General features: G+C 41.2%; 17 protein-coding genes and 1 tRNA gene. 6 read left to right on the forward strand and 12 right to left on the reverse strand.

Translation table 11 applies throughout. From position 1 onward, the window contains the following. Positions 1–296: 296 nt before the first annotated feature. Positions 297–384 (forward strand) — tRNA-Ser (locus tag BLU33_RS21870). A 104-nt stretch (positions 385–488) separates the two neighbouring features. Here BLU33_RS21870 and BLU33_RS21875 read toward each other — a convergent pair. Further along, positions 489–2159: a molybdopterin-dependent oxidoreductase gene (locus BLU33_RS21875; RefSeq protein WP_197684531.1), complete on the reverse strand. Its 1671-nt coding sequence runs from the start codon at positions 2157–2159 to the stop codon at positions 489–491. Between the two features lie 118 nt (positions 2160–2277). Between BLU33_RS21875 and BLU33_RS21880 the strand changes: the two genes are divergently transcribed. Next, positions 2278–2487, forward strand: coding sequence for a hypervirulence associated TUDOR domain-containing protein (locus BLU33_RS21880; protein ID WP_091378323.1), 210 nt, complete (start codon positions 2278–2280; stop codon positions 2485–2487). Positions 2488–2648: 161 nt separating this feature from the next. On the opposite strand, the gene BLU33_RS21885 is transcribed toward BLU33_RS21880, so the two are convergent. From BLU33_RS21885 to BLU33_RS21905, 4 genes are all read right to left on the reverse strand, one after another. Beyond that, entirely contained in the window at positions 2649–4175 is a 1527-nt protein-coding gene (locus tag BLU33_RS21885; protein ID WP_091378325.1) for a hypothetical protein, read from the reverse strand. Positions 4176–4270: 95 nt separating this feature from the next. Further along, the gene (locus BLU33_RS21890; RefSeq protein WP_091380898.1) at positions 4271–5269 is read right to left on the reverse strand and encodes a sterol desaturase family protein; all 999 of its coding nucleotides are present in this window, start codon (positions 5267–5269) and stop codon (positions 4271–4273) included. A 450-nt stretch (positions 5270–5719) separates the two neighbouring features. Next, entirely contained in the window at positions 5720–6166 is a 447-nt protein-coding gene (gene arr, locus BLU33_RS21900) for an NAD(+)--rifampin ADP-ribosyltransferase (RefSeq protein WP_091378331.1), read from the reverse strand. A gap of 164 nt (positions 6167–6330) precedes the next feature. Then, entirely contained in the window at positions 6331–6768 is a 438-nt protein-coding gene (locus BLU33_RS21905) for a GNAT family N-acetyltransferase (RefSeq protein WP_091378334.1), read from the reverse strand. A gap of 94 nt (positions 6769–6862) precedes the next feature. Between BLU33_RS21905 and BLU33_RS21910 the strand changes: the two genes are divergently transcribed. Continuing rightward, positions 6863–8278, forward strand: a complete 1416-nt coding sequence (locus BLU33_RS21910; protein ID WP_091378339.1) for an aminotransferase-like domain-containing protein — start codon at positions 6863–6865, stop codon at positions 8276–8278. Between the two features lie 66 nt (positions 8279–8344). On the opposite strand, the gene BLU33_RS21915 is transcribed toward BLU33_RS21910, so the two are convergent. Beyond that, positions 8345–9154 (reverse strand): DUF4249 domain-containing protein, encoded by an 810-nt coding sequence (locus BLU33_RS21915; protein WP_091378343.1) that lies wholly within the window; start codon positions 9152–9154, stop codon positions 8345–8347. 6 nt (positions 9155–9160) lie between these two features. Next, positions 9161–11482 (reverse strand): TonB-dependent receptor, encoded by a 2322-nt coding sequence (locus tag BLU33_RS21920; protein WP_091378348.1) that lies wholly within the window; start codon positions 11480–11482, stop codon positions 9161–9163. Positions 11483–11960: 478 nt separating this feature from the next. Between BLU33_RS21920 and BLU33_RS21925 the strand changes: the two genes are divergently transcribed. The 3 genes from BLU33_RS21925 to BLU33_RS21935 all read left to right on the forward strand — a co-directional run bounded on the left by BLU33_RS21925 (position 11961) and on the right by BLU33_RS21935 (position 14258). Beyond that, positions 11961–12806, forward strand: coding sequence for a sensor histidine kinase (locus tag BLU33_RS21925; RefSeq protein WP_197684532.1), 846 nt, complete (start codon positions 11961–11963; stop codon positions 12804–12806). Further along, complete coding sequence (locus tag BLU33_RS21930) at positions 12803–13525, forward strand: LytR/AlgR family response regulator transcription factor (RefSeq protein WP_091378358.1); 723 nt, start codon at positions 12803–12805, stop codon at positions 13523–13525. Before BLU33_RS21925 ends, BLU33_RS21930 begins: the two co-directional genes overlap by 4 nt. Before the next feature lie 130 nt (positions 13526–13655). Next, entirely contained in the window at positions 13656–14258 is a 603-nt protein-coding gene (locus BLU33_RS21935) for a TetR/AcrR family transcriptional regulator (RefSeq protein ID WP_091378363.1), read from the forward strand. A gap of 13 nt (positions 14259–14271) precedes the next feature. On the opposite strand, the gene BLU33_RS21940 is transcribed toward BLU33_RS21935, so the two are convergent. The 5 genes from BLU33_RS21940 to BLU33_RS21960 form a co-directional block, all read right to left on the reverse strand. Further along, positions 14272–16026, reverse strand: a complete 1755-nt coding sequence (locus BLU33_RS21940) for a glycoside hydrolase family 97 protein (protein WP_172829282.1) — start codon at positions 16024–16026, stop codon at positions 14272–14274. 201 nt (positions 16027–16227) lie between these two features. Then, entirely contained in the window at positions 16228–17088 is an 861-nt protein-coding gene (locus tag BLU33_RS21945) for a metallophosphoesterase family protein (protein ID WP_091378372.1), read from the reverse strand. A 181-nt stretch (positions 17089–17269) separates the two neighbouring features. Then, complete coding sequence (locus tag BLU33_RS21950; RefSeq protein WP_091378375.1) at positions 17270–18994, reverse strand: RagB/SusD family nutrient uptake outer membrane protein; 1725 nt, start codon at positions 18992–18994, stop codon at positions 17270–17272. A gap of 59 nt (positions 18995–19053) precedes the next feature. Beyond that, positions 19054–22437, reverse strand: a complete 3384-nt coding sequence (locus BLU33_RS21955) for a TonB-dependent receptor (RefSeq protein ID WP_172829283.1) — start codon at positions 22435–22437, stop codon at positions 19054–19056. A gap of 264 nt (positions 22438–22701) precedes the next feature. Further along, positions 22702–23850 carry a FecR family protein gene (locus BLU33_RS21960; RefSeq protein ID WP_091378381.1) on the reverse strand — a complete coding sequence of 383 codons (1149 nt, stop codon included), beginning with the start codon at positions 23848–23850 and terminating at the stop codon, positions 22702–22704. Between the last annotated feature and the right edge of the window lie 139 nt (positions 23851–23989).

The following is a 23989-nucleotide window of genomic DNA, read 5'->3' on the forward strand; positions in this document are numbered from 1 at the left end:
GTTATTTATCATCTATATACCATATAACAATTAATACTAAAATAATATGAAAGTTAAAATATATAAGCGTGTGAATGATTTGAAATAGTGATTGATTTTTGATGTCAGTGTTTTCATGGAGCGTCCCGGATTGTGAGCCGGGGCGCTTTTTTGTATTAATTGAATATCGAACACCAAATGTTAAATGACGAAGTTAAAGCTTCGGTGTTGGACATTACTAGTTCTTCTATCTTGATTCCTGACTCTTGTATCTTGACTCTATCCTTATTTATCTTACATTTGCAATCCAAAATCCCGGAGAGGTGTCTGAGTGGTCGAAAGAGCACGCCTGGAAAGTGTGTATACGCCAAAAGTGTATCGAGGGTTCGAATCCCTCCCTCTCCGCTGAAAAAGTTGAGTAGTACTTCAAACTACTCAACTTTTTCAATTTATAAATCTACTTGAGGATCTGTTTCATCTTACTTAAGATGAACAGGTATTGAATAAATTTAGGTGTCTGCAAGCAAGTCAAAATATTCGTCATCCTCATTCTTACCACCATAGCCCTTACCTATATACTCGGCAGTCTCCAAAAATTCTATTTTATTGATCCATTTTACCATTTTATAACCCAATTGATTTTCTATTCTGAGCCTTAAAGGCGCACCGTATTTTTCAGGAAGCGCATGGTAATTCATTTCCCAGGCAAGAATAGATTCCGGTTTAAGACAATTATCCAGGCTATGCGTATCATAATAGGTCCCTCCATAAAGGCCTTCACCGAAAGAATAAAATACGGCTATTGTTACAGCAGGAAAAGGTTTGACCAGATCTATGAGCATTTTAACGGATATACCTCCCCACTCAGCAATTCCTGACCAGCCCTGTATGCAATGGTGCATAGTGATATTTTGCTCCATACCCATCTTTTTAAGTTCTTCGAGTGACAGTTCAACGGGATTTTCTACCAGGCCTCCTATCTTCAGCTTAAAATCTTTAAAATCATTCATTGCCAGCTTGCGCCATTCATCAGACTCCGGCATCTTGCCGTTTACCCAAAAGTAGGGTGAGATATCTTTTTGCTTGTAATAAACTTTAGGCCGTAGTTTATTGATCGTTTTAAGCCATAAAGTACCATTGATAGCCGCTTCCGTTTTTTGTAGCGAACGAGGTCTTTGCCAGGATATCCAATGTGCCAGGAAACCAAAACCAACAGTGAACAAAACGATGCCAAGCCCGATGTATAATCCCGTATGGCTGGCAGGATCATCAGTGTTCACAGTTATATGGTTCATATTGCGGGTAAGCCCTGTTGCAGCAACCATAGCTACATGAATAATGATAAAAGCCACAAAGGCCAGCATCATCAAAAAATGAACCGAACGTGCGCCCTGCCGGTTGCCGAATAGTTTGGGTAGCCAGTGGAAACGATTTTCGATGGCCGGGGACATCGACATTCCGCTAAGCATTGCAACGGGTGCCAAAATAAAAACCACGCCAAAGTAAGAGATTTGCTGCAAGGCGTTAAACTGATAAAAACCATTGGGTTCGAGGGGCATGTGAAAAGTTGCATAATGTACAAAGACATTCCAGGCATCGGGCAGCTCCTGCCATGAGGTGGGGATTAATCGTTTCCATTGATTCGTAAAAAACAACAACGCGATGCATACCGCGCCATTTAACAGGAAAAATGGCACTGTTATAAAATGCCATGCCCTGGCAATTCCTACAGAATGACGATAACCAGGCAGGCCGGCTACAGGGTTTAAATATCTGCCATCTTCTTTGGCTGTATACACCCGATCGTCAGGTACATCTATAGGGGTAAAGCGTATCCACTCAGAGCGTGGTGAACAGCCGCGGTTCCAATATAGGCGTGGGTGATCGGCAAGTATGGAAAGTCCGCTCCTGATAATAAGCACTAAAAAGAAAAAATTAATCCAGTGGCTAAGACACAGCCACAACGGAAAGCTTTTCGGATTGGCCAGGGTACTTGCAGGCATAATTATTGAAGGATCAGCAGGCAAACCAAATAAGAGGTATTGCAGCCATGCCATGCCTGCCGTTAAAAAAACAAAAGTAAAAACAATGATAAGTGCATACGGATTTATGCCAATGAACATTCGCCTGTCCTGGGGAAAGCGTATTGCCCGCTCGGCTTCATCAAAATTTGTAAACAATTGGTGGGTGTATTTAATAATGTACTTATCTTAAACCATAACGTAAGCCAATTGTTCTTGTAATGCCTTATTTTGTGTAGGTAAGCCGGTTGACTTTAAAAGCAGAAATCCTAATAACATGGAAGATAGGTATAAAATAGGTGACCACGTAAGGTGGAATTCAGAAGCGGGCTATGTGACCGGCAAAATTATCAAAATTCATACCGCTGATTTTAATTATAAAGGCTATACCCACCATTCCACTCCAGAAGATCCGCAATATGAAATTAAAAGTGACAAAAGCGATCATATTGCCGCTCATAAAGGTTCAGCGCTAAAGAGAATTTAATTTGTTGCTACATTCTATAACCATCGGCAGTGTAACCATCGACTAATGCTTGTTACTATTGATAATTTCCTTAATAACCTCCAAAATTCCTTCTAAGTGTTCTAATAGATTCCCATTCACCCCGCTTAAGGAGATATTCAACTTGAATATCTCCTTAAGCTTTATTTAGAATGAATAATTGATATCTTCATTGTCTTATCTTCAGCAATCCTTTCCCGAATTTCAAGATAACCACCATTCGTTTCGATATAAGTGGCTAATGCGCCGGCAACTGCTCTTGTTTCTTTGGCTGTTAGGTACTTTCCAGCCACCGAACATAGCCCGCTATATTCCTGAAAGGCTTTTTCCAGGGTATAAAAACCAGTGGGTATTTTTCTTTGCGGATAGTTTAGTCCGCCCAAATTGCGTATGGGAAGGAAGCCGCCGTTTTTGGAAATATACCCTGCAAGCCCGTAAGCCTTTAGTTTTTGCAGCTCAGCCAGCGACAGATGCTTTTGATGTTCAGTGCATAGCTGCCGGTATTCTGTCACGGCATTTTCTTCCGTATAATAACCTTTAGGTTTATACAATATCTTTATCCCTAGCAGCCCGGCGAGACGATAATAGGAACCGTAATATCTGTAAATGCCATTGATAAGCGCAAGCTTTTTTTCCTTTCGGAATTCCCGGTCGGTGGGCATTCTTCCATATTTTTCACAAAGCGGTAAAAGTTCTTTTTTAATATGATCCAGGTTCGACCAGTAAGCGAGCGGCATGATCGAGTAGTTATCTTCTGTATTCTCAATCAAATTAGATGACAACAGATTTGAAGCAGTTAGTAGAGCGAGCAAGCTTTTAGCTGTGTTTTGGATCCCTGTATTGAATGTTTTTTTGGTAATCAATAAATAAGGTAGCCCTAATTGTTGATAAAGGGCAATCTTTCTCTCCAGCCTGCTGAAGTAGGCAGGATGCTCCCGGGGGTCATAGCCACAGATCTCAATATGGGTTCCATTGATAAGAAAATCACTGCGATAAGTATACAGGGTGGATAATTTAACGTGTACCCGGTGGGGGATACGGTATTTAAACAGGAGATTGTCAAAAAGACATTCGTAGCCGCTTTGCAAGTAATGACCATCATTAGCTCTGTAATATCCGATGGAACTGGCACCTGTCAACTCGGAAAATTTTCTGACGCCGCCTTTTTTGTGAATAGCCCGACCAAGGTCATTCCGGCCCAGAGATTTTAAAACAGCCTCACTAGGAATTCGGCCAAATTCAGCAACTATAGGTTTCAATTCGCTGATGATCCGCTCCTCTGACCAATAATTTTGACGGGTTACCGAAAGTCCTATAGCTGTTTTAAACTGGTCAAGATTACCGAATTTAGCGACAGCACCCAGCAGATCCTGCCGGCCCAACTGATCCAAACTTTTACTGGTGATGGGTATATCTTGCTGCCGGAGCCGGCGGAATTCTTCAAAGACTTCTTCTTTTGACCATGTGTGGTATTTTATGGTGAGACCGAGGATGAGTTCTTGATTGAGTTTTCTTAGTCCGCCAAATTTATAGATGGCATGTACAAGGGCATGACCATGCAAGACCCTGATGGTGGCTACCGAGGTATTTACGCGAAATTCAGGATAATCCCGTATAAATTGCCGGAGTTCACGGATGGTAACCTCACGTGTCCAATAAGTTTTGCACATGTTGCATTAATCCATCCTAAAATACAGGTAAGGTTTTAGGCAATGGTCGGAAAAATGACTAAACCTTGTAGAGTTAAAAACTAAGTCTGAAATTTTCAAGCCAGTTCTTTTTCCTTTGCTGCTAAAAACTCTTTCCGTACTATAGACGACATTTTGTGATCACCTGTATGGCTCCAGCCAGGCGGCATAAAAATATAAAGCACCTTGTTTTTAATGCCGGGAGCTTTTGCCACATCTTTTGCCAAAGCCACTATCTCGCCAAAATAGGCATCTAAAAAACTATCCTTCTTCATTGGCCTTGTAATGCCATATTCAATAGGCACATTACGGTCTTCGGGTTGATAAGTACCGAAAACCCTGTCCCATATATTTAACAGATTACAAAAATTGGTATCCATATAATTGGGATTTTTAGCATGATGTACCCGGTGGTGCGATGGCGTTAGGATGATATTATTTATAAACCCAAAACGGGCATCGTTTATCAGGTTTTCACCAACATGTATAAATGCCCCCCAGGTGCCATCAATAAACATAATTACAAACAGCATGGCAGGGTTTACACCCAGCAAAATACAAATAGAGGTCCGTACAATATCGGCATAAGGAGCTTCTAAAAAGAAATGCGCATAGGTAACTGATAAATTCATGCTGGCGGGTGCATGATGCGTGGAATGCAGGCACCAAAAGATCCGCACTTTATGCGCTAAAAAATGGTAAATAAAATGTGCAAACTCCCAAACAATATAACCATAGATGAACCAATACCAGGTAAATGTAGTTTTTAAGATGGCATGCTTTTCAAAAAGACCAATGCAAACTGCTATCATGGCAATAGAGATCAACCGGCCCACAAACGCGTTTAACACATAAGTAAAAAAAGAAATTTTATAGTCAATTACTTTAAAACGCTTGTAAAAAGCCGCCCTTATAATTTCAATGACCAGCAAAAATGGAATGAGCGGACCTAAAACGGAAGTAATGCCATGATAGGTTAACAGTTCATTATAGTTGCCTGATTTTAAAATATCTATCAGGCTACCAAAGCCAAAAAAGCCTGTAATTTCATTGTAAATAATTTTTAGGAATTCCATTTTTTTATAATTGATCGATTTTAAATTTATAAAGAATTTTTCTGATAACACATAGGTTATAAAATAAAAAGACCTGCAATATTTAAAAACTTCGCAGGCCTTTTGGTAATATCCCGAAAAACTTATGTGTTGCCGATACGACGCCTGAAATTAATTTGAAAGAGAAGTAAGGTATATGTTTATGATAGATTCCTACTCACCTCGCCCAGCTATCCGTACACCATAAATGTCCGGAAGATTGCATTTTCTGTTTTTAATTCCCTCCCCACGGGAGAGGGGTGCGGTTGGATGTGAAATGGCAGGGAGGGGTTTATACACCAAATAAGCTGTTAGCCCCCACCCTTCCCCGCTCCAAGGCGGGAATCGCACAAGGCCAATGCTCCCTCTTTTAATCTTCCGAACACCTATGAATCCGTGCACGGAGAATCCATTCATAGAAATGCCCCTTTTTTAGTCCTCTATTGCCTCAATACCTTGTTCTTTAAGTTTTGTTAATCCGCCTTTCATTGCTTTAACTTGTTCTGGTGAGTGTCCTTGCCAAATAGTAATCTCGCCAACAACCTTAAACGGATCTTTTGAGCGGTAAGACTTTGTTGGATTACCCGGGAATTTTTTGTCTGTTAAATTGGGGTCATCCTCAATTGTACCACTTGGCTCTACTAAATATATTCTTTCACGCCCTTCGCCTAAAGCAAGTTCAGCACCCCAGATAGCAGCATCAAGCGTAGCAGTGAGATAAATATATTTCGCCTTATTTTTTTGCCCATAGTTTGAGTTGATGCCAATTTTGATAAAGTCGCCTATCTTCAGGTCAGCCTTTGTTCCATGGAAGAACGTTTGAGCAAAAGGGCGATGAACTGTTTCATTCCATTTGTTCTCACTTTTGTTTGTTTCCATTGTCGTTATATTGTTTTCGTCAATGACACTCTTTTCATTGCCTATGTATATTAAAATTAGATTTAAAGATAACCTTTTCTATTTTATTAACATTTAAGAGCTGCCTTAAGTTTACCATTAACGATGATTTGGACAGGGCTTATGTATCGCCAAACATGGCAACCCTATTCTTCTTTATATTGTAAATGAGCATTAGGGTTATATACTTCCAATAAATAGGAAGGATTTGCAAGATCAGTAAACTGAAATTGACGATACAAACCATGGGCATCTTTCGTATTCAGCATTTTCCTTCTCAAACGTTTTGACCATGGCTGCTCCAATATATGAGCCAACATTTTTTTTGAAATACCCTGTCCTCTGTACTCCGGTAATACATAGATATCAGCGAACCAGCCAAAGGTGTAATAATCGGTGATGACTCTTCCAAAGCCAACCTGTTCGCCATTTACAAATGCACCTATACAAAATGAGTGCGTCAATGAATGGTCTACCAGTTCATACGGGATGCCTTTTGCCCAATAGGAGTCTTCGCTCAGAAAACGGTGTATTTCCTTGACATCCATATGCTTTTTTCCTGTTTTAATGATTACTTCTGACATATTTATTGTGGTTTTTTTACAAAAGTAGACAAGGACACCTAATGGATACAGATACAGTTTTGTTGTTTTTAATGAACACAGTTATATTTACACCATGAGGAACGATTTTTTGTACAGCGAGATATCAAACAAAATTGCCAAACTGATCAGAAATGAAGTTTTAAAACCAGGCGACCGCCTGCCTTCAGTCCGAAAGTTGTGCCAGGAACACAGCATTAGCATGAACACTGCCAAAAGGGTGTTCCTGGAACTGGAGGGGCAGTCACTTATCGAATCAAAACCACAGTCAGGCTACTTTGTAAGCCGGTTATCTTATCAAAGACTCCCACTTCCGGAAGTAAGCAATCCTTCAGCGGTCAGCAACAATAAAGAACCTGATGAATTGATCAGGAAAGTTTACGCTAACATGGGCAAAAATGACCTTACGCTTTTTTCCATTGGGGTGCCATCCAATGAATTATTGCCTTTGGCAAAACTGAATAAGGAAATGATGCATGCAACCCGTGAACTAAGGGACAGCGGCACAGGATATGAACAGTTGCAGGGCAATGAAAAATTGCGGAGAATGATTGCTGCCCGCTCTTTATCCTGGGGAGGAAGCCTTCACGAAAATGACCTGGTAACTACCGCCGGTGGAATGAATGCTTTATCCTTTTGCATGATGGCTTTGGGAAAGCCCGGTGATACCATTGCCATGGAAAGCCCGTGTTATCCGGGCATCTTACAACTGGCAGCAAGTTTGGGGCTAAAAGTATTGGAGTTGCCTACGCATCCAACCACCGGTATTGAAATGGAAGCCTTAAGGAAAGCAATCCCAAAAATCAACCTTTGCCTGCTGGTTCCAAACTTCAATACACCTTTGGGCAGTTGTATGCCCGATGAACATAAAAAAGAAGTTGTGGAACTTTTGTCAAGGCATAATATCCCGCTGATAGAGGACGATATATATGGCGATCTCTATTTTGGAACTCAACGCCCAAAATGTTGCAAGTCATTTGATAAAGATGGAACAGTATTATGGTGCAGCTCCGTTTCCAAAACCCTGGCGCCGGGCTATCGTGTGGGTTGGGTAGCACCTGGCAAGTACAAGGACCAAATCCTGAAACTAAAACTGGTTCATGCCATATCATCTTCAACTATTACGCAGGAAGCCGTAGCCAGCTTCCTGAAAAGCGGCCGCTATGAAAATCATCTTCGCAGGCTGCGCCAAACTTTGCAAAGCAATTATCAGCATTATATACAAGCTATAGCCGAATATTTTCCGGAAGGTACTAAAACAACCCGACCACAAGGCGGGCTTGCCTTATGGGTGGAGTTCGATAAAAAAATCAATACCTCGGAGCTATTTGACAGCGCCATGAAACAGCAAATAAGTATTGCGCCGGGAAGGATGTTTACCCTACAGAATCAATTTGAAAACTGCATGAGGCTTTCTATCGGCGTACCCTGGTCTGAAGAAATACGGCAGAAATTAAAACTACTTGGCCTGTTAGCTTCGTCCATGCTATAACCTCCTAAGTGTTCTAATAGATTCCCATTCTAACCCAATCTAAGTTGTCGCTCCCTTACTACTTAATTATTTGGCAACAATAGTTTTAGTTTGAGTGGTATGGGCGCTGAAATATCCAAGGGAAACAGGCGTAATATTTGTCGGCGGGTCCGACGGCGTTACACTGCCACCCGGTCCGTTGCTTTCCTGCTGTGCTAACGTAAGCCAGTAAAGATAAACAGGATGATCGATGCATTGCATTTCTACGGTCACATTATCTCCCGCGTATATATCGATGTCATTATCGTTATTCTCCCGAAGAACCATGTTAGTGGCAAGTCCGTTGTTAAATTGGTCGTTAGTTACAAACACATCTTTCACTTGTACCCCGTTTACATATTCAACAAAGCGGTATTGATTAACCACATCGGCAGGGTCATGATAATAAACAGAAATTTCCTTTTTAGGCTTGCTGCCGCTAGTAACAGCTTGATTTTTAGAAACGAGTGAATCTAAGTTGACAACCTGGGGCATGGTAGAAACAGCCGTGTAAGTAACACCCTTTGTAAGCACAGTCATGGTATAGGTATTACCAGGAACACCTGTAAGCTGGCTATTGGTATAGGTACCGGATGGCCCTTCTGTAAACTGGTAGCTATTGCCGGATTGGTCGCTAACGGTCACCGTTGCTCCGGACACAGCCGGATAGGTATTGGTATTCGTGAACGGCACGTTAGTGCTTAACTTGACTATCTGCGGCCCGCTGCCATTAGTTATATTACCTTCAATAACGAGTTTTCCGCTATCATTTCCAAGTTTCAGGTCGATCACCTTTGTGCAGGATGACGCAAACAGCAGAAGGCCGACTATCAATGTATAAAGTTTAATGTGTTTCATTTGAGTCTAAAATTTAAAGTTCCAGGTTACTGATGGTATAGGTGTCGCGAAAATACTGGTTTCCACGGCCTCTGTGGTGTTAGGAACGGTCTTGCTATCCCTGAACGTGATCGAATATGGTTCGCGGCTTCCGTACAAATTGTAGATGCTGAAAGTCCAGCTGGAATGGAATTTCTTATGTTTCTTACCTTCAAACGTGGCGCCAATATCCAGCCTGTTGGTAGCCGGCTCGCGGTACCCATCGCGGCCCGAATAAGAGAATGTGGTTAGCCCCCCAACCTCATATTTACCCGTGGGATAAGTGACGGCTTGCCCGGTACTGTAAACAAATGTGCCCGAAAGTGACCAGCGCTTGGTAAGCTGGTAAATACCAACTACCGAAAGATCGTGTGTGCGATCCTGTGGTGCCGCGAAATAGCTGCCATTGTTGATGGCAGCAAACTTGTCTTCAGTTTTTGACAGCGTATAACCGACCCACCCGTTAAACCTTCCGTATTTTTTCTTCAGGAACAACTCCAGTCCATAAGCCCTGCCTGAGCCATAAACCAATTGTGATTCCACATCCTGATTTGCAATCAATTGGGCGCCGTCTTTATAGTCAATCTGGTTCTGCAGCCATTTGTAATAAACTTCCGCCGAGAATTCAAATAGGTTATCATCAAAGTTTCTGAACCAACCTGTTGAAACCTGGTCCGCGATTTCCGGTTTGATATTATTGCTACTCATTACATACAGGTCGGTAGGCGAACTGCTGGTAGAGTTGGTGAGCACGTGAATATTCTGGGTATTGCGATTGTAAGAGAATTTGACCGAACTCACGCTATCCAGCTGATAGCTTGCAGACAATCGCGGTTCCGGGCTAAAGTAATTCTTTACAACCTGGCCTGAACCGTAAGACTTGGTCGTAATCACATTTCCTGCCGCATCATAAGTATTAAATGAACCCGGCCCCAGCAGCGAGAAATCGCTTAACCTAACACCATAAAGTATGCTTAACCTATCACTTACTTTCCACTCGTCACTAACATAAGCGGCATTTTCAAATCCATAGCGGTGCTCTACATTTATGTCGTTAACCGTGTTTGAAGTTGATGATATATTGCCCGGGTCAATGGTATGGTGGATGACGTCTATTCCAAATTTGATCCGGTGACTGTTGCTGGCGGCGTATTGAAAATCTTCTTTAAAGTTGAGATCGGTTATTTTAGATGTAGCCTCGAAACTGTCGTTCGTCTGAAAGCTTTGGATCACATAATTATAGTTACTGTAAATAAGTGAAGTATTCGAAAAAAGCTTTGAACTGAATATATGGTTAAACCTGATGGTACCGGTTGTATTACCCCAATTGGTGCCGAAAATGTTTTTTAAGCCCAGCACATCCTTGCCGAAATATCCCGATAGGAAAATAGCATTGTTACTATCGAAATGATAATTGGCTTTCGCATTCAGATCATAGAAATAAAGCGAACTCCCCTTCACTGTTGAATCTTTTGAAAGTTTGGTAAACACGTCGATATACGTTCTTCTCGCGCTAACCATAAATGACCCTTTTCCACTGTCGATCGGGCCTTCCACCTTAATGCGTGAGGCGATCAGACCAATTCCGCCCTGCACGGTAAAATCCTTGGTATTACCATCGTACATTTTTATATCCAGTACCGATGAAAGGCGCCCGCCGTATTCTGCAGGCATGCCACCTTTATATATACTCACATCTTTGATGGCATCAGAATTGAATGTGGAGAAGAAACCAAACAAGTGCGAAGCGTTATATACCGGGGCCTCATCCAGCAGGATCAGGTTTTGATCCGAAGAACCGCCGCGTACGTAGAAACCGGTATTCCCCTCTCCCGCAGCTTTTACACCCGGCATTAAGGTAATGGTCTTCAGCACATCTTTTTCACCCAAAACAACCGGTACGCTATTGATCTGCGACATGTTCAGTTTTTCTACCCCCATTTGAGGAGAAACGATCTGATCATTATTTGGCCTGTTGGAACTAATCACCACCTCAGTAAGTGCGTTACTTGCGGCTAGTTTAACATCAATTACCTGCGTTTTGTGCACCGATACCTGTTTAGAGATTGTTTGATACCCAACGTAAGTATAGATAAGTGTATAGTCACCCTCCGGCGCCGAAATGGAATAGAATCCATAGCTGTTAGTGGAGGTTCCGCTTTGCGAAAGCTCTTTGATACGCACGGTTGCACCAATCAGGGTTTCACCTGTTGAGGCATCTTTAATAGTACCGCTGATAGTTCCATTTTTCTGTCCGAAAGCGGATATTACAGTTAATGATAGACAAAAAAATAAAAATAATCTGGCCATAGTTGTTCATTTTGCTGCTAAACTATGGGCGGTACTGATATCAACGTTTCATATTATACCAAAGTAGTTACTTATTATACCAAACAGGTTGTAGCATATATAACTGAAAAGTTACATTCTATTTGATTCCAGCGGCATTCTCTGTTAGATCCATGAATAGAATAGGATATCAGATCGCTATTTGGTATAATAAATAGTGGAGTTCGTATAATTGAACAAGGTAAACAAACATGATTATTTACCTTTAAAATGTTTTAAAGTAAGTTGCATGAATCCGGTGAGTAATGAAAAGCCTTTCAACAATGATATCATTCTGAGATTAATCACAGACCGCAAGTACAGGATCGTACGGCATTTAAGTTTAATTATTCTTTTGGGAGCGGGGTTTTATAACAGCAGAATGGGCTTTTCTGACCCGGTAAGCACATATGTCAAAATTGGCACATTTTTCATTTTGCTCGCGTTGTTTTATATCAACATGTATTGCTTAGTTCCGAGATTACTTTTTAAGGATAATTACCTGGGCTATTTTCTGTGGAATATCGTTTTGTTTATCCTGGTTCAGTCAATAGGATTTTATGCAAGGTATTTTGTTATCACTTACTTCAAACAAAACATTCACCCAAAGGACGAGCCGAATTGGGTTGCATTTTATTTTGTATTTATTGTGCTGATTGGTGCTTCCGCAGCAGTAAAGCTTTTCCAGCGCTGGATCGTGGATTCTCAACGGATCAATGAATTGGAAACGGCTACCATACAGTCAGAGCTTGAAAATTTGAAAAAGCAGATCAATCCTCATTTTCTTTTCAACACCTTAAATAATGCAAATGTCCTGACCAAAAAAGACCCGGAAAAAGCCTCGCAGGTATTAATGAAATTAAGTGATCTTTTGCGTTACCAGTTATATGATAGCGTGCGGACAAAGATATTCCTGACCGCTGACATTCACTTTTTAGAGGATTTCTTAAACCTGGAAAAGATCAGGCGTGATAATTTCGAGTTCACCATTACACAAGACGGAGCTCTGCGCGGACTGGAAATCCCCCCGTTATTATTTATAACATTTGTAGAAAATGCGGTGAAACACAATATTGACGCTGAAGAACGTTCTTTCGTATATGTATTTTTTGCTGTCGTAGAAGAGGACCTTAATTTCCATTGCATTAACTCTAAACCCAGAATAACAGTTAAGCGTGACGGAAGCGGTGGCTTGGGTTTAGCAAATGTAAAGCGCAGATTGGAACTTATTTATCCGGGCAGGCATGATTTAAGGATAACTGATAATGAGGAAACCTTTAATGTGCATTTAATTATAAAATTATGAAAGGAATTATTGTTGATGATGAACCGCTGGCAAGGGAGGCTATACAGCTGTTAACTGCCAAGGTGCCGAATTTGGAGATCACAGCAACATTCAGCAGCGCCCTGGCCGCTTCAAAACACATCAATGAAACATCCGTTGACCTCATCTTTCTTGATATAGAAATGCCCGGAATGAACGGGATTGAATTTGCCAAAACCATTCCGGAGAAGACCCTCGTGATATTTACCACTGCCTATCCGGAATATGCTTTGGACGGATTTGAACTGGATGCTATTGACTACCTGATAAAACCGGTTAAGGAGGAGCGGTTTCAAAAAGCGGTCAACAAAGCCATTACCTACCACAAACTATTGGAGGGTGAGGTTTCCACCAGTGAAATACAAAATCAGGGAGATGACTATTTCTTCGTTAAATCGGAAAGAAAATTTATTAAAATATATTTTAAGGATATTCTTTTTATCGAAGGATTGAAAGACTATGTGGTGATGCAGACAGATAACCAGCGGATTATGACGGCAATGAATATTAAAACGATCCACGACCAGTTGCCTCAGCATATTTTTGTGAGGATCGGCAAGTCATATGTGATCAACATAAAAGAGATTGCCTCTTTTGACAATAACACTGTAATGATCAGAAAATACGAAATTCCGATAGGCAATACGTACAGGAATTATTTTTTTGATAATTTCATAACAAAGAAAGTTATTGGCAGGTAATTCGACAGTTGGGAGAACCCTAAGCTGAATAGATTTAACAGATACTATTCCTGACGAGAGCGCTATTTGAGGGGGTAATGTTTGTTTCAAAAAAGCGCTACCTTTACCCTCATCTATTAATAAATCATTTATGGGTAGCAGAGAGCGGATGGAGCGTTTAAAAGCAGAGGTCCATAAACATATTCTTGATGCCGCAATGAGTATCGTCAAAAATGAAGGATGCGGGGCTCTAAGTATCAGGAAAATTGCCGAGACCATCGAATATAGCCCACCTATTGTATATTCGCATTTCTTAAATAAGGAAGCGGTTCTGATCGAATTGTCGAAACAGGGTTTTACCATGCTGATTGATTGCATACAACAGCAGTTGATATTAGTAACCGATCCAAAAGAAAGGATGGAGGCAATGCTGATGGCCTTTCTCCATTTTGCCACAAAAGAAAACGAGCTTTACCAGTTAATGTATACAGTGGGTACCGCTGTTGCAGATGTGGGAAAAGCATTCCCTGCGCTTGCAACATTTATTAATCTGTTCCGCGAAGAAATGCAGCAATTGGTAAAAGAAAATACCCTTACAGAAGAAACTTTCCGGTGTAATTACCTGATATGCATGTCTTTTGTGCATGGCCTGGTTAGTATAAATCGCTATTACAAAGACATAGAACCGGCCATGAACAATATGGTATTGAAGAAAGCCATCGGCGGGATTATCAGCACGATTGAGCTTTCATAAACATTTTAAAATATCATTCATATATCCTCAAAGCCACTCCTCCGCGTTTCTGAAGATTAAATGTTAGCAGGGATTCGATGTTTATCTTTTCAGTACGCTTCAAAACACTGTTACCCGGGCCATCCTCATAAATTTCGGCCTCGTACCATTTCCCCCGTTGTAAAAAATCTGTAGCAATGGTGATTGAACGAGGGTCATCGTTTGTAATGGCCCCAACATACCATTCTTTCTTATTTTTCCGGGCCACTACAATATATTGCTCAGGTGCCCCTTGCGGCACTTTCGTTTGATCCCATACGGTAGGCAGTTTTTTCCAGAATTCTACTTCTGACAAATCGGTATATTGTTGAGGACGATCATACCAGTAAAGAAACTGCCATGGGCTGAAATAAACAACAGACAAAGCTAATTGATGGCATTTGGTATTCTTAAGCCGTTTGTCCTGAAAACAAAAAGTGTAATCAGCCGGGCCTGCAATAAAACGTGTAAACGGAAGAATGGTATTATGAGTAGCATCCGGAAATTCTTCGTTTCCTCTTACGCCTTCCTGTGTAATTAAATTAGGGTATGTACGTTTATAGCCCGTTGGCGAATATTCATCATGTACATCAACCATCAAATGATGTGCAGCCGTTTTTTTTATAGCTCCATACAGCCAGTTGTCCCAGTAAAGGGTGCCTGTATTTACAAAACCGAATTTAACACCGGCAATACCCCATTTTTCATATAATGAAAAAAGCGTATCCTGTTGCTTTTCCAGGGCACGGTGATTAACATACAGAATAACACCCTTATTTTTTGACCCGGCATAGCGAATAACTGCCTGCATATCCAGATCATTTATAGGGTTTCGCTCGGGATCTACGTTTACGCGTGTGGCATCAGAACTATCCTTGTTTTCAGGGCCATACCATCCCGCATCAAATTCAATAAACTGAATATCTTGCTTAACCGCAAAATCTATTAAATCCATTGCCCCTTTTGTTGACAGTGTCATTTCCCTGATTACTTTGCCTGGTTTTATCCAGCTGATATCCTTCAGCTGGCCGCCCTCATTCAGATTGGAGATGAGAAAATTATTTTCCAATAGCTTGTTGGGTTCATCTGCAATTAGTATAGCCTGCCATTGGGTCGAAAATTCGGATCGGCCACCATTGGCAATACAGGCCCAGATCCCGCCGGGTAAGGTAATGGTAAGTGGCAGCGTAATGCCCGGCTGCAAGCGCTTTAAGGGCTGCAATTTATATATACCCTGTGCATGATCGGTGCAATAACCCTGGGTGCCTTCCGTGAATTGGAGAGCCGGAAAAGACGCTTTATAATCTATTAAAGGAGCATTTAACTGCGCAGTATCTGAGCTGTTTACATGATCCGGAAAAGAATAGCGCAAGCCAATCCCTTCATTATAGGCGCGTATGATAAATTGAAAATCTGTTTGTTTATCTGGTTTGCGCAGGGTAAGGATAAGCTCGTTATAGTTGTCGTGAATAATAGATTGCTCACCGGCTACCGGCCGCCAGGATCCGTGATGGCGGGAGCGCTGCACTTTGACCAATTCCATATTCCCGGCATTATTGCCACTATCAACACTTGCCAGTATCACCGGCTGATCATGATAAAAAATCTGGTAACCCGGACCACCAACATTATGCAGAGAAAACTGAAATCGTACCTTTCCATCGGGTGAAAGCAGGCCGGGGTCCGTTTGCGACTTGCTAACAGAAGGACAGATCATCACAATAAATAATAATATTTTTATATAGTTCATCGCTGCATTATAATTAAACAATGATATTAATTTTCGGCATGATACATACTCCATATCATGTCCTGGTTTTACTTGTCGTTAATATCTTTCTTAAACCTTAATTGCCATTTTACAAGCTACGAGAGGTTGGGTTCCTCGCATCCGGGAAAATGGCAATATTCGGAAAGCATTCAACTATCATCCTGAAACAGGCGTTACCAACTAAAATGTATGCGGTATATACTTATTTTCAACAGTACCGTCTTCATATAATTCAAGCATAGCATAGCCCGGCGGCGTTTCCAGATAATAGCCAGGTCCGGCTGATTCAGCATCGCCTTTTCCCCACCAGAAACCGCTCATAGCCCCGTTGCAGCAATATAAAACATCGTTATATTGGGTATGATCAGACAAGTGGTTATGTCCGCTTAAACAAATTTTTACTTTATCGCGATGTTTGTAGAATAGGTTTTTCAATTTCTTGCAATCGGAATGGCCACCGCCTACCAGCACCTCTGTAGTACCTAAAATTGGAAAATGGGACATAAGCAATGTAGGTTCAGCTGCAGGTATTTTTTCCAGCTCATCCTCAAGCCACTTAAACTGCTCCTCATCCAGAGAAATATTGCTATTGTTGCCATCAAGTATAATAAAATGCCAATTCTTTTTGGTGAAGCTGTAGTAACGGTTAGGAATGCCTAAACGCTTTACCACATAGTCTTTTCCATACATCTCGTCTGATTTATTGGGGGCTGCCCACCACGAATCGTGATTGCCGATGCAACTATGCACTTCGTAGTCCTTTAGCTCTTTGATACAATCATCCCAGATGCTCCATAGCTTGATAACCTGATCCTGTTTTACGTTATCATAGGATGCATCCATAATGGAGTCTCCTCCGTTTAAAAAGAAATCGGGTTTTTCCTTGGCTATAATTTGCTTTAAACAACTTTTAAACCTTTCAGGTGCATTACTCCCTTCAGCAATATGCACATCGGTTATATGTGCCACTTTTAATACAAGCTTACTTTTTTTAGCTTTAGCAGTTACCTCTGCAGCAGCAATATTGCTATTGCCTGCCATAAGGCCTGCTGCAGCCAGTATACCAACCTTTTTTAAAACATCTCTTCTCTCCGTGTCATTTAATTTTTATATTATTAAAGCTTTATTAGTGCTATTTTGAAAAAAGGACCGCAGCTACTGCGGCCCTTGATCAACTATTCACACCATTCAAAAAAAAATTCTTATTTAATATGCTTTGCGTTTACCAGCCAGGGTTTTGCGTTAGCTTTGGATTAAGCTGCAGCTCCTGAGTTGGTAAGGGAAATAAATAGTTTTTCGGATCTGTAAATGTTTTTACCAGGGTAGGGTTCACCACTACGTTTCCGTAGGTGCCATGACTTAAATAAATATCTGTGCCTACTACAAAATAAGAAACAGTTGCTACCGGATTGGCTGGCGCACTGGTTACCAGGGCAATATCGGCCACCCCGTCCCCATTCAGATCATACGTTCCTAATGCCGGGAAATACATGCCTGTAAATTGCTGTGCTAACAACGGCCCGCTTTTCCAACGCATCAGGTCGTCATAACGGAAGCCTTCGCAGGCTAATTCCACCCGTCGCTCGCGGCGAATTTCAAGAAGCACATTTTGCAATGAGCCGGATACATTAGGATAACTTGCTGCTAATACCGGGTCTATCGGTACATTCATCATCAGGTGCGGCATGCCTACCCTGTCGCGAAGCAAATTAATAGTCATATCCAGGTCGGCCTGTGTAAATGTACCAACTCCGGCATTTGCTAATTCGGCTTTTGTCTCCGCATAAATAAGTAACATTTCTCCATAACGGAAATTGATCCCTGCATTATAATTGCTATTCCATCCAGGGGTAGCAGGATCGTAATATTTTATCTGCAGATAACCGGTGGGGGCATTACCTAAAGTTTTTGTACCCTTCAAATTGCCATCAGTTGCAGTGGCTTGTAAAACGGTTTGCATCATCCTCGGATCGCGATTATTAAACTCTCCTTTGATCATCATCGTATCATGACCCGGTACAGCGGTAAATGGAGTACCATCAGTCATCAGGTATGAGTTCATCAACCCTTTTGTCAGCCCCAGTCCATAACCAGTCATATATCCATCAAGCGCTGTAAAGTTATGCAGGGTACTACTGTAATAAGAGCCTAATATTACTTCTGAAGTAGCCTGTGCATCTGTGGGATTATAAAACAAAAACAGGTTCTGATAATCCTGAGTTGGATGGTTGGTAGTGTATAGCTTAAAATTACCACTTTGCATTATAGCCAGCGCAGCGCTATCGGCAGTTTTTAAAAAGGGCTGGCCGCCTGTTATTCCCTGATATTGTCTAAATGTACCTTCGTGCAGCCCTACTCTTGCCATCAAAGCCAATGCCACCCATTTGGTGATGGTACCGGAAGGCCCGGTAGGATTAATATTATTTACTGCAAATTTTAGGTCGGCCATCACCGAGTCCATTACTAATTGCCTGGAGTCTCTCGCTTTGTATAAATCGGCATTATCAGCTGGGTTTATGGTTGATCCATACCACGGTACGGCGCCAAACTGTTTTACCTTATCAAAATAAAACCATGCCCTAAAAAATCTTGCTACACCAACATAATGGTTTTTTATGGCCTGCGATGCATTCGCTTTTTGATAGTTTTGCAAAAAATAGTTCACGTCCGTTAAATAGGTCCATGTCCAGCCTGCCGAGCTGGCGGTGATAGGTAAAATTAACTGGCCGGCTACAACTTTATTGAAAGGGTTACTGTCGTAATTATCGCTCTGCTGATCATTCAATGCCACTGAAGTAATACCAGGAACATAGGAATAAAATCCGTTAGCGTAGGTATTTAAGTCGGTAGCATTGTTAAAAAAACTTTCTTGTGTTAGGCTTGATACTGGGTACCGGGTCAGAAAACTATCTTTCTTGCACGAGTATAATGACAGGATACTTATCATTATACAACTTAGAGTAATTATATAAATCTTTTTCATCGTAATAGGCTTTGAACTAAACATTAAAATTTTGCACTTAAACCGAATGAATATTCGCGTTGGAAGGGATATACTTTCCCTGAACCCCAGGAACCATTCAATCCTTCCGGATCAAAACCCTGTGGTAGTTTATCAGATTCCCAAAGATCCTCTCCGCTAAAATAAACCCGTATTTTATCAACGCCTATCTTTTTTAACAGCGGGGTTGGGATGGAATACCCAACAGTTAAGTTTTTAAGACGTATATAGGCTGCACTATAAATGTACCTGGTTTGTGGAATGGCCAAATCCTGATAATTACCAGCGTCATCACGCCAGCCCTTCAAACTCGGGAAGAAAGCGTTTGGGTTCTGTGGCGTCCAGGTATTGTTTAATATAGTTGTATTCAAATTTTCATATGGTGCAAAAAACAGGCTCCAGTAATATCCTTCACTAGGCACGAAAGTCTCTTTTCCTACCCCCTGGAAGAAAATACTGAAATCAAAATCATTCCAGGAAAAATTCCCGCCGGCACCAAAATTGTAGCGTGGTGAGGTATTCCCGATCACTTTGGCATCACCAGGATTAGATACCGTACCATTACCAAAAGTAATTTTGCCATCGTGGTTCAGGTCGGCATACTGCATTTCCCCTGCCTGGTTCATATTAGGATAATATCCCGCAAGCAGAGACTGGTCAGGAGCCGCTTTCGCAGCAGCATTTGTTTGAAATATTCCTACATCTGTTAACCCCCATACATCGCCCACGTGTTCTCCTACATAATAATCACCATTATACCAGTTTCTGGTAGGGTTATTATACCGGGTAATTACTGTCTGAGAATCCCAAACGTTTGCCCGCAAACTATAATTGAAAGGTTTTCCTGCTAAATCAAATTTATCATTGTAGGTAAGGTTTATGTCCCATCCACTTGTTCTGAGATCAGCGGCATTTTCCAATGGCTGGGTTGCCCCTAATACAGCCGGGAGTTGATACCCCTGTGTAATCATGTTTTTTGTATCACGCTGATACACATTAAAAGTAACATCCAATTTATGAAACAAACTGAAATCAACCCCGAGAACAGAATTGTAAATTTTTTCCCAGGTAAGTGACGATGATACTAAATTAGGGGGATAAACCGCTAAAGGTTGTATGCCGCCTAATACGTTGCTTACATTACCTGAACTAAGCGTGGGAATAAAAGAATAGTTACCCAAACTCTGGTCATTCCCCAAAGAACCATAAGAGGCGCGAAGCTTTAGGTTATTCACAACATTGGTCAGGCTTTTAAAAAATGGTTCCTCTGATATTCTCCAACCCACGGAAGCCGAAGGGTTAAACGTATATTGGTTATTGATAGGAAAACGGGAAGACCCATCATAGCGCCCATCCAATTCCAACAGGTATTTATTGTCATACATGTAATTCAGACGGGAGAAGGCTCCCCTTACAGCCCATTGATAACCACTGCCCGTAACCGCAGGCGTAGTGCCTGTTGTCTGGCTCAGGTAACCTATGTCGCTGCTGATCAGGTTATCATTCTCCGCGGAAAAAGTATTATAATTATTTTCCTCCTGGTTAAAGCCGATCATTCCTTTGAAATAATGCTTACCAAAGGTCTTTTCATACTCCGTGTAAATATTGATCGCAGTGTATGAATTATCATCAGCCCATGCAGAAGCGTTACTATGGCCGGCATAGTATACTTGTTGGGTAGGTCCGGTTTCATAAGGGACCGCTACCTGGGATGTCTGATTGTAATCACTGGTAGACCTAAAAGTGTAATCACCTTTAATCCTCCATGTATCTTTAAAAAATGAAGTAGCAAAACCAATCGTGTTTTGTGGTTCATTTGTTACCGTGTTGCTACGGGCGCCATCTTTCAGGAATCCTATAAGTGCTCCCGACTGGGTATAGGATCCGTCCGGGTTATATAATACATTTAATGAATTTTGCCTGCCTATTTCATGGTACAAGTCGCCTGTCGTATAGTCGGAGGTCCATAAAGAAGGGGCATTATAAATAGTGCGGTTATAAGCCGAATTAGTATAAACATGCAGCCAGCTTGTCAACTTAAAATCTAGCTTCGCACGCATGTTGAACCGGTTATAATAGTCAGGGTCATAACGAAATACTCCACCCTGGTTATTGTAGTCTGCTGAAACATAATAAGTGATCTTGTCAGTCCCCCCACTTACACTAACGTTCTGGATCGAACTGGTATTAATGGGCTTATATAATACATTGAACCAGTTGGTATTCCCGAGGTAATCATACTGAGTAGGATTATTAGGATCAACAATTGTTGCCGGCAGGCTGGAATTTTTTGACCGTGCATTGGCATAAGCAACCTGTGTACTATTATACATATTTACCCCATAGTATGCGGCATATGCCTGGTTCTTATAGCTAACTACGGTAGATGGGTCGGTTACTACATCGGGCAGATCGGTTATCTTGTGTAGCGCATAATTGAAACTATAGGTGATCTTTGGATCTCCCTTTCTTCCTTCTTTTGTAGTGATCAGTACCACCCCAAATGCTGCGCGGGAACCGTAAACTGCGGAGGAAGCTGCATCTTTTAGCACAGTTGCACTGGCTACATCGTCTGGGTTAATGTCGTTGATATTGGTTTCAATACCATCAACCAATATAAGTGGGCTCCCGCCATTAATAGAAGTAAAGCCCCATATATTAAAGGTAGCGGCTCTGCCGGGCTGGCCATCAGCAGAAGTAATGGTTAGGCCGGGTAGCTGCCCCATTAATCCTCTTCCAATATTGGGGATGGGCTTGTCTTCCAGTATCTCGCCCCCAATTGAGCTTACGGCCCCGGTAAGATTTACCTTTTTTTGACTGCCATAGCCTACTATCGTTATTTCATCTAAATTGGATTGATCTGGTTTAAGGGTGATATTGACTTCTTTTAGTTCGCCAACAACAACCTCTTGTTTTATAAAGCCTATAAACTTAAAAACGATAACCTGATCACGCTCTGCCGCCAGCTTATAATTACCATTATTATCGGTAACCGTACCTTTTTGCGTGCCTTTAATAACAACATTTACACCAGGAAGCGGAAGCCCCTTATCATCAATTACTTTACCGGTAATATTTTGCGGTAGTTGTGATTGGGGCGACGGTGCTGGTTTTTCGCTGATAACGATTGTATTATCAACTATTTCATAAACCAGCGGCTGATCTTTTAATAACAAGTCTAATGTTTGCCTGATCGTTCCATTCTGGACAGTTATGGTTACGGGGTGTGCATCTTTTAATAGTTTGCTTTCATACCAAAATACATAAGCACTTTGTTGCTTTATTTTGCCTATTACTTTTTCAATGGTTACATTTTTTTCAGATAGACTGATATTTTGCGCGTAAGTACTGGCAGATGCTCTGAGGCAAATAATTATTATTAAAAGCATCGTGATTTTCATAATCAGGAAAGTTTTAATTAATTGTCTTCGATTAATACGCAGAAGACCCGGAAGCGTATAAAAATTCATACTTTTGTTATGTTTGGGTTAATTCAATAATGTCTGTCGCAAGATTTTTTTTTCGCTTTGGCGAAAGGTTGGCCCAACATTCGCCGGCAGTGTTTGCAGCACTTCCGGCTTTTTTATGAACCACCTGAAAGGTGTCTATCTTTTCATCGTAAGAGTAATTAAGTAGTTAGTTAGCATTAGGGTTTATTGTTTTACAATTAGTTTGTTGTCTTCCTTGAAAAACTGAATATGATTCAGGGCTAAGATTTTTAACAGACTGGAAAGATTTGATTTTCTGGAAATAGCCCCGGTAAATGTGCGGTCTGAGATCTGGCCCTGGTATTCCACATCTACATCATACCACCTGGAAACTTTTCTCATAATGGTTTTAACATCAGCTTCTGTAAAAGAGGTTATACCATTTTTCCAGGCTATAGCATCTTCTGTATTAGCAGGGCTAATCTTTATATCATCATTAACAAGCGCCTGTTCACCAGGTCTTAACATTTTGCTTGTATTTCCTTTTGTGATTTTTACAGAACCTTCCAGTAATGTTGTAATAACACTGTTTTCTTCGGGATAGGCCATTACATTAAAATGTGTACCTAAAACCGTTATGGTTTGCCTGGCCGAAATGACAGCAAATGGTTTATGCTTGTCTTTAGCTACTTCAAAATAAACCTCGCCTGTAATTGCTACTTTTCGTTCTTTACCGGCAAAGGCCACCGGAAAACGTATGGATGAAACTGAATTAAGCCACACATGGGTTCCATCAGGAAGTATCGCTTCATATTGGCCGCCACGCGGTGTAGTGATCGTGTTGGAATCAATTGCATTACTTGCTTTGGCATTATTGTCATCATGTACACTAACCTGATAGGCAACAACACCACCGCCTGTTTTTTGAACAGAAGTGGTTCCCTGTTGTGCAAGGTTCCCATTTTTAGCATCATTCAAAACAATTTGCCGTCCGTTGCCTAGCGTAAGTACAGCCTTATTACTACCCGGGCGGATATCATTTTTAATTGACAATGCTATCGGGACAACCCGCTTTGCATGCTTAAAATGCAAATAGGCACTGATGCTGAAACCAATTATGATAGCAGCTGCAGCCGCATATCGCGTAAAATAACCGGTGCTTTTAAATGAAACAATAGGCGGAACATCCTTTATTTTCGTCCGGATGTTTTGCAACATCAGTTCTTCTAATAACTGTTCCTGCTCTGGAGTTAAGTGCGACTGATTATTTTTATCCAGTCGTCTATAGTATTCGTCTAAAAGGGCTTGTTCTTCCCGCGTCGCTTTTCCGGAAAGGCATTTATCTATAAGTTCAAAAAAAAGATGTTGTTCCATGCTGCTTTGATATTAAGTACCAAAAACAGTGGCATACCCTACGGTAAAAAGTTTTTTTATTAAAAGAACTGTAAATAATATCTTTTGATGGCCCCTTTTTTACATCATTTATTGGCTCTCACGGAGCTTTGTTGCGGAG

Origin of the sequence: Mucilaginibacter mallensis, assembly GCF_900105165.1 — a bacterium.
Taxonomy (GTDB): Bacteria; Bacteroidota; Bacteroidia; order Sphingobacteriales; family Sphingobacteriaceae; genus Mucilaginibacter; species Mucilaginibacter mallensis.

Excerpts from the sequence above, each read along its gene's own strand:
- BLU33_RS21945 (WP_091378372.1), bottom strand. The coding sequence starts at position 17,088 with ATGGCAGGCAATAGCAATATTGCTGCTGCAGAGGTAACTGCTAAAGCT.
- BLU33_RS21890 (WP_091380898.1), bottom strand. The coding sequence starts at position 5,269 with ATGGAATTCCTAAAAATTATTTACAATGAAATTACAGGCTTTTTTGGC.
- BLU33_RS21920 (WP_091378348.1), bottom strand. The coding sequence starts at position 11,482 with ATGGCCAGATTATTTTTATTTTTTTGTCTATCATTAACTGTAATATCC.
- arr (WP_091378331.1), bottom strand. The coding sequence starts at position 6,166 with ATGGAAACAAACAAAAGTGAGAACAAATGGAATGAAACAGTTCATCGC.
- BLU33_RS21935 (WP_091378363.1), top strand. The coding sequence starts at position 13,656 with ATGGGTAGCAGAGAGCGGATGGAGCGTTTAAAAGCAGAGGTCCATAAA.
- BLU33_RS21955 (WP_172829283.1), bottom strand. The coding sequence starts at position 22,437 with ATGCTTTTAATAATAATTATTTGCCTCAGAGCATCTGCCAGTACTTAC.
- BLU33_RS21940 (WP_172829282.1), bottom strand. The coding sequence starts at position 16,026 with ATGAACTATATAAAAATATTATTATTTATTGTGATGATCTGTCCTTCT.
- BLU33_RS21915 (WP_091378343.1), bottom strand. The coding sequence starts at position 9,154 with ATGAAACACATTAAACTTTATACATTGATAGTCGGCCTTCTGCTGTTT.
- BLU33_RS21905 (WP_091378334.1), bottom strand. The coding sequence starts at position 6,768 with ATGTCAGAAGTAATCATTAAAACAGGAAAAAAGCATATGGATGTCAAG.
- BLU33_RS21925 (WP_197684532.1), top strand. The coding sequence starts at position 11,961 with ATGTATTGCTTAGTTCCGAGATTACTTTTTAAGGATAATTACCTGGGC.
- BLU33_RS21930 (WP_091378358.1), top strand. The coding sequence starts at position 12,803 with ATGAAAGGAATTATTGTTGATGATGAACCGCTGGCAAGGGAGGCTATA.
- BLU33_RS21910 (WP_091378339.1), top strand. The coding sequence starts at position 6,863 with ATGAGGAACGATTTTTTGTACAGCGAGATATCAAACAAAATTGCCAAA.
- BLU33_RS21885 (WP_091378325.1), bottom strand. The coding sequence starts at position 4,175 with ATGTGCAAAACTTATTGGACACGTGAGGTTACCATCCGTGAACTCCGG.
- BLU33_RS21950 (WP_091378375.1), bottom strand. The coding sequence starts at position 18,994 with ATGATAAGTATCCTGTCATTATACTCGTGCAAGAAAGATAGTTTTCTG.
- BLU33_RS21960 (WP_091378381.1), bottom strand. The coding sequence starts at position 23,850 with ATGGAACAACATCTTTTTTTTGAACTTATAGATAAATGCCTTTCCGGA.
- BLU33_RS21880 (WP_091378323.1), top strand. The coding sequence starts at position 2,278 with ATGGAAGATAGGTATAAAATAGGTGACCACGTAAGGTGGAATTCAGAA.